This is a genomic window from Pseudocitrobacter sp. 2023LY-00077 (assembly GCF_055796175.1).
Genome location: NZ_JBSPEI010000006.1, coordinates 202,391 through 214,877 on the forward strand (window position 1 = coordinate 202,391; position 12,487 = coordinate 214,877).

Sequence of the window (12,487 nt, forward strand, 5' to 3'; positions counted from 1 at the left end):
AACGGCTCCTGTTTAAGTTAAGACTGAGTTTTTTCTGACGCTGCGCCGGCTGCGGCTTGTTCTTTATTGTCAGAAGTCACTTCCTGCGCTTTCACCTGCGCGCCGGGACGGACTTTTTGCAGGCCGGTGATAATCACACGGTCGCCGTCTTTCAGCCCTTCAGTGACCAGCCATTTATCGCCAATCGCCTGGGTTGCTTTAATATCACGCGTTTCAACTTTATCGCCTTCACCCACAACCAGCGCGGTAGCATCGCCACGCGGCGTACGGGTCACGCCTTGCTGAGGAACCAGCAGCGCATTCGGATTCACACCTTCCTGCAGGCGCGCACGAACGAACATGCCAGGCAGCAGAGTATGGTCCGGGTTCGGGAAAATAGCGCGCAGGGTGATAGACCCGGTGGTCTGATCAACCGTCACATCAGAGAACTCTAATGTGCCGCTCTGCGGATATTTAGTACCGTCATTCGTCACCAGGTCGACTTTCGCTTTGCCGTTTTCCTGCTTCAGCGTGCCGTTTGCCAGTTCCTGTTTCAGACGCAGGAAGTCGTTACTGGATTGCGTCACATCGACGTAGATTGGGTCGAGCTGTTGCACGGTTGCCAGCGCAGTAGACTGCCCGTTCTGCACCAGTGCGCCTTCCGTTACCGCGGATTTACCGATACGGCCGCTGATAGGGGAGGTGACTTTGGTATAGGCCAGGTTGATACGCGCGGTTTCAACAGCCGCTTTGGCTGCAACAACGGCTGCATTAGCCTGCTGTGCATCCGCCTGCGCGGTGTCGTAGTCCTGTTGACTGATGTACTGCGTACCCAGCAGTTTCTGGTAACGCTTCACGGTCAGTTGAGCAATGTTGGCAGCAGCCTGTGCCTTCGCCAGGTCACCTTTTGCGCTTTCGTAAGCGGCCTGATAAGTGGCAGGATCGATCTGATACAGAGACACGCCAGCCTCGATATCGCCGCCTTCAGTAAAGTTTCGCTTCAGAATGATACCGCTGACCTGCGGACGAACTTCTGCAATACGATACGCGTTGGTGCGTCCAGGGAGTTCAGTCGTGATTTGAAGAGGTTCAGATTTGAGCGTCACGACGCCAACTTCTGGCATCTGCTGTGCTCCTTGTTGAGCCCCTTTGTCGTCACATCCTGTAAGCGCTAAGCTGCCTGAGAGCATCAGAACGACCGCCAGAGGCGTTAACCCTCTGTTTTTGTTCATATGTAAACCTCGAGTGTCCGATTTCAAATTGATCAATGGTTCAGCGTCCACAAACCCATTGCTGCGTTTATATTATCGTCGTGCTATGGTACATACATTCACAAATGTATGTAAATCTAACCTCTGTAAATTCACCAACCTATGGCACGAAAAACCAAACAAGAAGCCCTCGCGACACGTCAACACATCCTGGATGTCGCCTTACGTCTATTTTCTCAGCAAGGCGTATCGTCAACCTCGCTGGTCGATATTGCCAGGGCGGCAGGCGTAACGCGCGGTGCTATCTACTGGCATTTCAAGGACAAGTCGGATTTATTTGGTGAAATCTGGGAGTTATCAGAATCCAGTATCGGCGATCTTGAGATTGAGTATCGGGCAAAATTCCCCGACGATCCACTCTCAGTTTTAAGGGAAATATTAGTATATATCCTTGAAGCAACGGTTGTAGAAGAGCGTAGACGCTTGATGATGGAGATTATATTCCATAAGTGCGAATTTGTCGGTGAAATGGCTGTTTTACAGCAGGCTCAGCGAAATCTTTGCATGGAAAGTTATGACCGCATAGAGCAAGTGTTAAAAGATTGTATATCTGCACAAATGCTGCCCGCCAAATTGTTAACCCGTCGCGCCGCCATTCTGATGCGCAGTTATGTCTCTGGAATCATGGAAAACTGGCTCTTTGCGCCTGGCTCATTTGATTTGAAAAAAGAGGCGCGTGATTACGTGGCCATTCTGCTGGAGATGTTTCAGTTTTGCCCAACGCTGCATGAGAAATCAGGTTAATCAGAAAATCCGGTATTACCAGGAATAATCCTGGAAAGTGGCGCTATTCCGCCGATTGCAGAAGTGCTATTCTTCGCACGCGTTTATCCCCCGGTTTTCTCCGGCTTTTGCAATCACTCATGTTAAAACTATGCTGCATAACATTCGCTCGCGGAACACATTTTTCGCTTTTATAGTCGTTATTGCATGTCTTTTCTGTGCTGTCACCGCCGCGCAGGCGCGTGCCACAAGCGGCAATGACCTTCCCGATCGTGCCGAAATTCAGGCGCAAATCGATGCTATCAATAAGAAGAAAGATCCCACCCCAGCGGACAAGCTGGAGCTACAGGATCTGACCGAGACCGTCCAGTTCCTGGATAAAATCGATCGCGTCAAAGACGAAACCGTCCAGTTGCAGAAGAAAGTCGATCAGGCCCCGGCGCAGCTGCGCGAAGCCACTGAGAAACTGAATGCGCTGAGCGACGTCGATAATGACGATGAAACGCGTAAAACGCTCTCGACGCTGTCGTTACGCCAGCTGGAAGCGCGCTTAACGCAGATGGTCGATGACCTGCAAAATGCCCAGAACGATCTGGCGACCTACAATACCCAGCTGGTTTCGCTACAAACACAGCCTGAGCGCGTGCAGAACGCCATGAATGCGGCGTCACAGCAGCTTCAACAAATTCGTAATAGCCTGAACGGCACCACGGTAGGGGAAGGCGCGCTGCGTCCTTCTCAGCAAACCATGTTGCAGGTGCAGCAGGCGTTGCTCAACGCGGAACTCGATCAGCAACGTAAAAGCCTGCAGGGCAATACCACTTTGCAGGATACCCTGCAAAAACAGCGTGATTACATTACCGCGTACAGCACCCGCCTTGAGCACCAGCTTCAGCTTTTACAGGAAGCGGTTAACAATAAACGCTTAACGCTGACGGAAAAAACGGCGCAGGAAACCGCCTCGCCGGAAGACACGGCGCGAATTCAGGCAAACCCGCTGGTCAAACAGGAACTGGAAATCAACCACCAGTTAAGCCAGCGCCTGATTAACGTCACCGAAAGCGGTAACCAGCTGGTTCAGCAAAATATTAAAGTGAAGAACTGGCTCGACCGTGCGCTGCAATCCGAGCGTAACGTGAAAGAGCAGATTGCGGTGCTGAAAGGTAGCCTGCTGCTTTCGCGTATTCTTTATCAACAGCAGCAGACTCTGCCTTCCGCAGATGAGCTGGAAGACATGACCAACCGCATTGCGGACCTGCGTCTGGAGCAGTTCGAAATTAACCAGCAGCGTGATGCCATGTTCCAGAGCGAAGATTTTGTCGCCAAACTGGAAGAGGGGCACGCCAGCGACGTCAACCCTGAAGTGCATGACGCCCTGCTACAGCTGGTTGACGCGCGGCGCGAAGCGCTGGACTTAATTAATAAACAGCTGGGTAACCAGCTGATGATGGCTATCAACCTGCAAATCAATCAGCAGCAGTTGATGAGCGTATCGAAAAACCTTAAAGAGATCCTTACTCAGCAAATCTTCTGGGTAAACAGCAACAAACCGATGGGCTGGGACTGGATTAAATCCTTCCCCGGCGCGCTGAAAGACCAGTTTAAGGCGATGAAAATCACCGTAAACTGGGAAAAAGCGTGGCCAGCGGTGTTCATCGCCTTCCTGGCGGGCCTGCCGCTGCTGCTGATTGCCGGACTGATTCGCTGGAAACTGAGCTGGCTGCGCGCATATCAGGCGCGTTTAGCGGAGCAGGTAGGGCAATTACGCAACGACAGCCAGTTGCATACGCCCAAAGCGATTCTCATCGATCTGATAAGAGCCTTGCCAGTGGTATTAGTGATTCTGGCCGTTGGCCTGATTCTGCTGACCATGCAGCTCAACATCAGCGACCTGCTGTGGGCGTTCTGTAAAAAACTGGCAACCTTCTGGCTGGTCTTCGGCGTGTGCTGGAAAGTATTGGAAAAAGACGGCGTTGCCGTACGCCACTTCAATATGCCAGAACAGCTCACCAGCCACTGGCGTCGTCAGATTGTGCGCATCAGCCTTGCGTTGCTGCCGCTGCACTTCTGGTCCGTTGTGGCGGAGCTTTCGCCACTGCACCTGATGGACGATGTGCTGGGCCAGTTTGTTATTCTGCTGAACCTGCTGGTGATCGCCATTCTGGTGTGGCCGATGTGCCGCGATAGCTGGCGTGATAAAGAGTCGCACGGGCTGCGTCTGGTTACGATTACCGTATTGTCGCTGGTACCGATTGGATTGATGGTGCTGACGGCGACGGGCTACTTCTATACCACGCTGCGTCTCTCCGGTCGCTGGATTGAAACCGTCTACCTGGTGATTGTCTGGAACCTGCTTTATCAAACCGTTCTGCGTGGGCTGAGCGTCGCGGCGCGGCGTATCGCTTATCGCCGTGCAGTCGCGCGTCGTCAGAATATCGTGAAAGAAGGCGCGGAAGGTGCGGAGCCGCAGGAAGAGCCGACCATCGCTCTGGAGCAGGTCAACCAGCAAACGCTGCGTATCACCATGCTGCTGATGGTGTGTCTGTTCGCGGCGGCGTTCTGGGGCATTTGGTCAGACTTAATCTCCGTCTTTACCTATCTGGACAGCATTACCCTGTGGCATTACAGCGGCACGGAAGCGGGCGCCAGCGTGGTGAAAAACGTCACCATGGGCAGCCTGCTGTTTGCGGTGATAGCGGCCACCATTGCCTGGGCGCTCATTCGCAACTTACCGGGCCTGCTGGAAGTGCTGGTGCTCTCACGCCTGAACATGCGCCAGGGTGCATCCTACGCCATTACCACGATCCTCAACTACGTGATCATCGCCGTCGGCGCAATGACGGTGTTTGGCTCGCTGGGCGTCTCGTGGGATAAACTGCAATGGCTGGCGGCAGCGTTATCGGTCGGTCTCGGTTTTGGTTTACAGGAGATTTTCGGTAACTTTGTCTCCGGTATCATTATCCTGTTTGAACGCCCGGTACGTATTGGCGATACCGTGACGATCGGCACCTTCTCGGGAACGGTCAGTAAGATCCGTATTCGTGCGACGACCATCACCGACTTTGACCGTAAAGAGGTGATCATCCCAAACAAAGCGTTTGTGACCGAGCGCCTGATCAACTGGTCGCTCAGCGATACGATTACACGTGTGGTGATAAGCCTGGGCGTGGCGTATGGTTCCGATCTCGATAAGGTGAAAGAGATCCTGCTGAAAGCGGCGATGGAGCATCCGAAAGTGATGCACGATCCGGAGCCGATTGTACTATTCACCACCTTTGGAGCCAGCACGCTGGATCACGAGCTGCGTCTGTATGTGCGTGAACTGCGCGATCGCAGCTACACCGTCGATGAGCTGAACCGCACCATCGATCGTCTGTGCCGTGAAAATAACATCAACATTGCGTTTAACCAGCTGGAAGTTCATCTGCACAATGAGAAGGGCGATGAAGTGACGGAAGTGAAGCGTGATAACAACGGCGGTAACAACCTCGCGATAGCGGATTAATACCTCTGTTGTAGGCCCGGTAAGCGCAAGCGGCACCGGGCGGTTGTGTGGCGATTTTGCCGGATGGCGGCTGTGCCTTATCCGGCCTACGGATTGTGTGATTTTGTAGGCCCGGTAAGCGCAAGCGCCACCGGGCATTTATTCGGCGCGATTGTCCGGGGTCGTTGTCAGCTTCTTCGCGAAATCTCGCTTCACTATCTCCAGCGCGCTTAACACCACATCCGGCGCGATATCGTGACTCTCCAGCAGCATAATTAAATCCACCGCCAGCTTAACGTCATCCGGCGCATTTTCCAGCGACATACTTTCCTCTTTAGCGCGTCAGGCGCGCCAGTACGTTTTCAATGTCCTGCAAAGCCTGTCGGCAACGCGCCAGACGGGCATCAAAGGCGGTAATTTCGCGGCCAAGCCGCTGCTGCTCATCAAAGGTAGTCGCCTGCTGAAGCTGTTGCTCACGCGTCTGTTTCATCTCCAGCAATCGGCGTTCAAACTCCTGGGTTTGCAGGCGTTTGCGCTGCCAGCGCGTTTGTGCGGGTGAGGCGCTATCCCAGGCACGGAGTGTCCAGGCCTCACTTTCCCGGCTGATGGCCTCAATTTGTGCAGCCAGTTGTTCGGCAAGCCAGGCCACCTGCGGAAGCTGCTGTTGCTCAACGGCGCGCTGTAACTCGCTGAAATTCTTCTGCGCTTCATTCAGGCACGCCTGTAGCGTGGTGCTGCGGGTGTGAAACAGTTGCCGGTCAAAGCGGGGCGTCAGGGTGGCGTGCTGCGCCAGCGGCGCGATGCGCACTTGCAGCCGGGCAAGCTGGGCTTCCAGCGTTTGTAAAAGCTGCGCTATTTTCACGCCAATCTCCGTCGTATTTTTTATCGGCTATGCTACATTAGCAGCTGGTATTGATAACGATTCTCGCTATGCAACGCACTATTTTAATCATTATTGGCTGGCTGGCGGTAGCCCTGGGCACATTAGGCGTGGTTTTGCCGTTGCTGCCTACCACGCCGTTTATCCTGCTCGCCGCCTGGTGCTTCGCGCGCTCGTCGCCGCGTTTTCACCACTGGCTGCTTTATCGCTCCTGGTTTGGTGGCTATTTGCGCCACTGGCAGAAGTATCGTGCCATGCCGCGCGGGGCAAAGCCTCGGGCTATTATCTTAATTCTGCTGACTTTTGCTATCTCCCTGTGGCTGGTGAAGATGATGTGGGTACGCATACTGTTGCTGGTGATTCTGGCCTGTCTGCTGATTTTCATGTGGCGGATCCCGGTGATTGATGCGGAACAACAAAAGCCGTAAAGCGCATCAATGGTGTTGCAATTCTTATCAGCAGTCAGTAAATTCGACCGTTTTCGAGCACAGGCGCGCCGGTCAAAAGTTAATCAAATGTAACTTTGACCCATTTTGCACGCCTCGAGTAACATCGTTTTAAGCAGGCACAAACCTATGACCGCTACTGCACAGCAGCTTGAATTTCTGAAGAACAGCATTAAAAGCATTCACGACTATCCGAAGCCGGGCATTCTTTTCCGTGATGTCACCAGTTTACTGGAAGATCCGAAAGCCTACGCCCTCAGCATTGAACTGCTGGTGAATCGCTATAAAGATGCGGGTATCACTAAAGTCGTTGGTACCGAAGCGCGTGGTTTCCTGTTTGGTGCACCGGTAGCCCTGGCGATGGGCGTAGGTTTTGTGCCGGTACGTAAGCCGGGTAAACTGCCGCGCGAAACTATCGCGGAAAGCTATGAACTGGAATATGGCACCGATCAACTGGAAATCCATGTTGATGCGATAAAACCAGGCGATAAAGTGCTGGTTGTGGACGATCTGCTGGCGACTGGTGGCACTATCGAAGCGACCGTTAAACTGATCCGTCGTCTGGGTGGTGAAGTGACCGATGCGGCATTCATCATCAACCTGTTCGACCTCGGTGGTGAGCAGCGCCTGGAAAAACAAGGTATCACCAGCTACAGCCTGGTTTCCTTCCCGGGTCACTAAGCAAATCCCGATACTGAGCCTCGCCGTATTGGCGGGGCTGTGATAGCATTACCCCCCTCGTGAATCCACCTTCCAACGTCTCAGAGCCAGCCAATGAGTTATCAGGTCTTAGCCCGAAAATGGCGACCACAAACCTTCGCTGACGTCGTCGGCCAGGAACATGTGCTGACTGCACTGGCGAACGGCTTGTCGTTAGGGCGCATTCATCACGCCTATCTCTTTTCCGGCACCCGTGGCGTCGGTAAAACCTCTATCGCCCGTTTGCTGGCGAAGGGGCTGAACTGCGAAACCGGTGTTACCGCCACGCCCTGCGGCGTATGCGATAACTGCCGTGAAATCGAAGAGGGACGTTTTGTCGATTTAATCGAAATCGATGCCGCGTCGCGTACCAAAGTTGAAGACACGCGCGACCTGCTCGACAACGTCCAGTACGCCCCGGCGCGTGGGCGTTTCAAAGTCTATCTGATCGATGAAGTGCACATGCTCTCCCGCCACAGCTTTAACGCGCTGTTAAAAACGCTGGAAGAGCCGCCTGCGCACGTCAAATTCCTGCTGGCAACCACCGACCCGCAAAAGCTGCCGGTCACCATTCTTTCCCGTTGCCTGCAATTCCATCTTAAAGCGCTGGATGTCGAACAAATTCGTCATCAGCTTGAGCACATTCTCGGCGAAGAGAAAATTGCCTTTGAGCCGCGCGCGCTACAACTGCTCGCCCGTTCAGCAGACGGCAGCCTGCGTGATGCGTTAAGCCTTACCGACCAGGCCATTGCCAGCGGGGAAGGGCAACTGACCACCGCGTCGGTCAGCACCATGCTGGGTACGCTCGATGATGACCAGGCGCTTTCACTGATTGAAGCGCTGGTCGCCGCCGATGGTGAACGCGTCATGGCGCTGGTCAACGAGGCCGCACAACGTGGTATCGAGTGGGAAGCGCTGCTGGTTGAAATGCAAAGTCTGCTGCATCGCATTGCGATGGTGCAGCTGTCGCCGTCCGCGCTGGGCAGCGATATGGCCCCGGTCGAGCAGCGGATGCGTGATTTAGCGCGAACCGTACCGCCGACCGACGTTCAGCTCTACTACCAAACCCTGCTGATTGGCCGCAAGGAACTGCCTTACGCGCCAGACCGCCGGATGGGTATTGAGATGACGCTGCTGCGCGCGCTGGCGTTCCACCCGCGAATGCCGCTGCCGGAGCCGGAAGTGCCCCAGCACAACTTCGCGCCTCAGGCTGCAACGGCAATGATGACGCCGCCACCTGTACAGCAACAGGCTGCGCCTGCGCCACGCGGGCCGGATGTGCCACTACCTGAATCGACGAATCAGGTGCTGGCCGCCCGTCGCCAGCTTCAGCAGGGCAACGCAGGAGCGCCCAAAACAAAAAAGAGTGAACCGGCAGCCGCTTCCCGCGCGCGGCCGGTGAATAACGCTGCGCTGGAAAGACTGGCTTCGGTAACGGAACGCGTTTCTTCGCGTCCTGCGCCGTCGGCACTCGAGAAAGCTCCGGCGAAGAAAGAAGCCTATCGCTGGAAATCCACCCTGCCGACCCAGGAGGTCAAAGTAGAGGTGGCAACGCCAAAAGCGTTGAAGAAAGCGCTGGAGCATGAAAAAACGCCGGAACTGGCCGCGAAACTGGCCGCTGAGGCCATCGAGCGCGACGAATGGGCCGCGCAGGTGAGCCAGCTGGCGCTGCCGAAGCTGGTTGAGCAGGTGGCGCTGAATGCGTGGAAAGAGCAAAGCGGCAATACGATTTGCCTGCATCTGCGTCCCACCCAGCGACATCTGAACTCGCCGGGCGCGCAGCAGAAGCTGGCCGAGGCGCTGAGTACTTTAAACGGCGCACCCGTTGAATTGACTATCATTGAAGATGATAATTCAACCCAGCGAACGCCGCTTGAGTGGCGTCAGGCCATTTATGAAGAGAAACTCGCGCAAGCGCGTGAGGCGATAATCGCGGATAACAACATTCAGACTCTGCGTCGATTCTTCGATGCGGACCTGGACGAAGAGAGTATCCGCCCCATTTGATCGTGAGCCTGGCTTATGGTCGTCACCCTTGAATGAAAGAGAGAAGCCTATGTTTGGTAAAGGCGGTCTGGGTAACCTGATGAAACAGGCCCAGCAGATGCAAGAAAAAATGCAGCAGATGCAGGAAGAAATCGCGAAACTGGAAGTGACCGGTGAATCCGGCGCAGGTCTGGTAAAAGTGACCATCAACGGTGCGCACAACTGCCGTCGCGTGGAAATCGACCCAAGCCTGCTGGAAGATGACAAAGACATGCTGGAAGATCTGGTTGCTGCGGCATTCAACGATGCGGCGCGTCGCATTGATGAAACCCAGAAAGAGAAAATGGCCTCCGTGTCCTCCGGTATGCAACTGCCGCCGGGTATGAAGCTGCCGTTCTGATGCAAACCAGCCCGCTGTTAACTCAGCTTATGGAAGCACTGCGCTGCCTGCCGGGCGTTGGCCCGAAGTCCGCGCAGCGTATGGCGTTTACGCTGCTGCAGCGCGATCGCAGCGGCGGAATGCGTCTGGCGCAGTCGCTGACCCGCGCCATGTCGGAAATCGGCCACTGTGCCGATTGCCGCACCTTCACCGAGCAGGAAGTCTGTAACATCTGTTCGAACCCGCGTCGCCAGGAAAACGGCCAAATCTGCGTGGTGGAGAGTCCTGCGGACATCTACGCCATTGAGCAGACCGGGCAGTTTTCTGGCCGCTACTTCGTGCTGATGGGCCACCTGTCGCCGCTCGACGGCATCGGGCCCGATGACATCGGTCTCGACCGCCTGGAGCAGCGTCTGGAAACGGAATCGCTCACTGAAGTTATCCTCGCCACCAACCCGACGGTGGAAGGGGAGGCGACCGCCAACTACATCGCTGAGATTTGTGCTCAGCACGGTGTGGAAGCCAGCCGCATCGCTCACGGCGTGCCTGTGGGTGGTGAGCTGGAGATGGTCGATGGCACCACGCTGTCGCACTCGCTCGCCGGTCGCCATAAGATTCGTTTTTAATCAAACGAGAGCAGGATTTTCTGCTCTCGCTTGAAATTTTCCCCCACTATCCCCATTTCCCTTTCAACGCATTTTTTACCTTGTAATTGGCATTGAGGTATTTTCGACATGAAAGGACAAGAAACTCGTGGTTTTCAGTCTGAAGTGAAACAACTTCTGCATCTGATGATCCATTCCCTGTATTCCAATAAAGAAATTTTCCTGCGTGAGCTTATCTCTAACGCCTCGGATGCGGCAGACAAGCTGCGTTTCCGTGCGCTCTCCAACCCGGACCTTTACGAAGGTGACGGCGAGCTGCGCGTGCGTGTTTCCTTCGATAAAGATAAGCGTACGTTGACCATTGCCGATAACGGCATTGGTATGAACCGTGATGACGTTATTGACCATCTGGGGACTATCGCTAAATCCGGTACCAAAGCGTTCCTCGAATCGATGGGCTCTGACCAGGCGAAAGACAGCCAGCTGATTGGTCAGTTTGGTGTCGGCTTCTACTCGGCGTTTATCGTGGCCGATAAAGTGACTGTACGCACCCGCGCGGCGGGCGACGCGGTAGAAAACGGCGTCTTCTGGGAATCAGAAGGTGAAGGCGATTACACCGTTGCTGATATCACCAAAGCCGATCGCGGCACCGAAATTACCCTGCATCTGCGCGAAGGCGAAGATGAATTCCTTGATGACTGGCGCGTGCGCTCCGTTATCAGCAAATACTCCGACCATATCGCGCTGCCGGTTGAGATTGAAAAACGGGAAGAAAAAGACGGTGAAACCGTTATTTCCTGGGAGAAAATCAACAAAGCACAGGCGCTGTGGACGCGTAACAAGTCTGAAATTAAAGACGAAGAATATACCGAGTTCTACAAACACATCGCCCATGACTTTACTGACCCGCTGACCTGGAGCCACAACCGTGTCGAAGGGAAGCAGGAGTACACCAGCCTGCTGTACATCCCGTCGCAGGCGCCGTGGGATATGTGGAACCGCGACCATAAACATGGCCTGAAACTGTACGTGCAGCGCGTGTTTATCATGGACGATGCCGAGCAGTTCATGCCGAACTACCTGCGCTTTGTTCGTGGCCTGATAGATTCCAACGATCTGCCGCTGAACGTGTCCCGTGAAATCCTTCAGGACAGCGCGGTCACTCGCAGCCTGCGCGGCGCGCTGACTAAACGCGTCCTGCAAATGCTGGAGAAACTGGCAAAAGACGACGCGGAAAAATACCAGACCTTCTGGAAACAGTTTGGTCTGGTGCTGAAAGAGGGCCCGGCGGAAGACAGCCCGCATCAGGATGCGATCGCTAAGCTGCTGCGCTTCGCGTCTACGCACACGGACTCTTCCGAGCAGACCGTTTCGCTGGCAGACTACGTTTCCCGCATGAAAGAAGGCCAGGAAAAAATTTACTACATCACCGCAGACAGCTATGCGGCGGCGAAAAGCAGCCCGCACCTGGAACTGCTGCGTAAGAAAGGCATCGAAGTTCTGCTGCTTTCTGACCGCATCGACGAGTGGATGATGAACTACCTGACCGAGTTCGACGGTAAACCGTTCCAGTCCGTGGCCAAAGCCGATGAATCCATCGACAAGCTGGCGGACGAAGTGGACGAAAGCGCCAAAGAAGCGGAAAAAGCGCTGACGCCGTTCGTTGAACGCGTGAAAACCCTGCTGGGCGATCGCGTGAAAGAGGTGCGTCTGACGCACCGTCTGACCGATACCCCGGCAATCGTCACCACCGACGCGGACGAAATGAGCACCCAGATGGCAAAACTGTTTGCCGCTGCGGGCCAGGCCGTGCCGGATGTGAAGTACATCTTTGAACTGAACCCGGACCACGTGCTGGTGAAACGCACGGCGGACACCCAGGATGAAGCCCAGTTTAAAGAGTGGGTTGAGCTCCTGCTCGATCAGGCGTTGTTCGCTGAGCGCGGTACGCTGGAAGATCCGAACCAGTTTATCCGCCGTATGAACCAGTTGCTGGTGTCGTAAACCTTTAACCCCTCACCCTAACCCTCTCCCG

At 54.8% G+C, this 12,487-nt stretch carries 11 protein-coding genes and 1 other annotated feature; of the genes, 8 read left to right on the forward strand and 3 right to left on the reverse strand.

Features of this window, described 5'->3' with window-relative positions:
* Positions 1-17 precede the first annotated feature (17 nt).
* Positions 18-1,211 (reverse strand): multidrug efflux RND transporter periplasmic adaptor subunit AcrA, encoded by a 1,194-nt coding sequence (gene acrA, locus ACWWFX_RS10200; protein ID WP_149462103.1) that lies wholly within the window; start codon positions 1,209-1,211, stop codon positions 18-20.
* Between the two features lie 141 nt (positions 1,212-1,352).
* Here acrA and acrR point away from each other — a divergent pair, with 141 nt between their 5' ends.
* Positions 1,353-1,994, forward strand: a complete 642-nt coding sequence (gene acrR / locus ACWWFX_RS10205) for a multidrug efflux transporter transcriptional repressor AcrR (protein ID WP_276222338.1) — start codon at positions 1,353-1,355, stop codon at positions 1,992-1,994.
* Between the two features lie 130 nt (positions 1,995-2,124).
* The gene (gene mscK / locus ACWWFX_RS10210; protein ID WP_276222340.1) at positions 2,125-5,478 is read left to right on the forward strand and encodes a mechanosensitive channel MscK; all 3,354 of its coding nucleotides are present in this window, start codon (positions 2,125-2,127) and stop codon (positions 5,476-5,478) included.
* Between the two features lie 138 nt (positions 5,479-5,616).
* On the opposite strand, the gene rsmS is transcribed toward mscK, so the two are convergent.
* Positions 5,617-5,781 (reverse strand): pleiotropic regulatory protein RsmS, encoded by a 165-nt coding sequence (rsmS, locus tag ACWWFX_RS10215; protein ID WP_473223732.1) that lies wholly within the window; start codon positions 5,779-5,781, stop codon positions 5,617-5,619.
* 10 nt (positions 5,782-5,791) lie between these two features.
* A complete protein-coding gene (gene priC / locus ACWWFX_RS10220; RefSeq protein WP_473223733.1) occupies positions 5,792-6,319 on the reverse strand; it encodes a primosomal replication protein N'' in 528 nt (175 codons plus the stop codon).
* A 68-nt stretch (positions 6,320-6,387) separates the two neighbouring features.
* On the opposite strand from priC, the gene ACWWFX_RS10225 reads away from it, so the two are divergent.
* The 6 genes from ACWWFX_RS10225 (at position 6,388) to htpG (ending at position 12,456) form a co-directional block, all read left to right on the forward strand.
* Positions 6,388-6,765 (forward strand): DUF454 family protein, encoded by a 378-nt coding sequence (locus ACWWFX_RS10225; RefSeq protein ID WP_276222347.1) that lies wholly within the window; start codon positions 6,388-6,390, stop codon positions 6,763-6,765.
* Positions 6,766-6,912: 147 nt separating this feature from the next.
* A complete protein-coding gene (gene apt / locus ACWWFX_RS10230; protein ID WP_015965525.1) occupies positions 6,913-7,464 on the forward strand; it encodes an adenine phosphoribosyltransferase in 552 nt (183 codons plus the stop codon).
* 93 nt (positions 7,465-7,557) lie between these two features.
* A complete protein-coding gene (gene dnaX, locus ACWWFX_RS10235) occupies positions 7,558-9,489 on the forward strand; it encodes a DNA polymerase III subunit gamma/tau (RefSeq protein ID WP_276222349.1) in 1,932 nt (643 codons plus the stop codon).
* Positions 8,823-8,886 (forward strand) — a sequence feature (DnaX frameshifting element). (Overlaps the previous gene by 64 nt.)
* 49 nt (positions 9,490-9,538) lie before the next feature.
* The gene (locus tag ACWWFX_RS10240) at positions 9,539-9,868 is read left to right on the forward strand and encodes a YbaB/EbfC family nucleoid-associated protein (protein ID WP_015965523.1); all 330 of its coding nucleotides are present in this window, start codon (positions 9,539-9,541) and stop codon (positions 9,866-9,868) included.
* Positions 9,868-10,473 (forward strand): recombination mediator RecR, encoded by a 606-nt coding sequence (recR, locus tag ACWWFX_RS10245; RefSeq protein ID WP_456147306.1) that lies wholly within the window; start codon positions 9,868-9,870, stop codon positions 10,471-10,473. The genes ACWWFX_RS10240 and recR overlap by 1 nt, the downstream gene beginning before the upstream one ends.
* Before the next feature lie 108 nt (positions 10,474-10,581).
* A complete protein-coding gene (htpG, locus tag ACWWFX_RS10250) occupies positions 10,582-12,456 on the forward strand; it encodes a molecular chaperone HtpG (protein ID WP_473223734.1) in 1,875 nt (624 codons plus the stop codon).
* Positions 12,457-12,487: the final 31 nt, after the last annotated feature.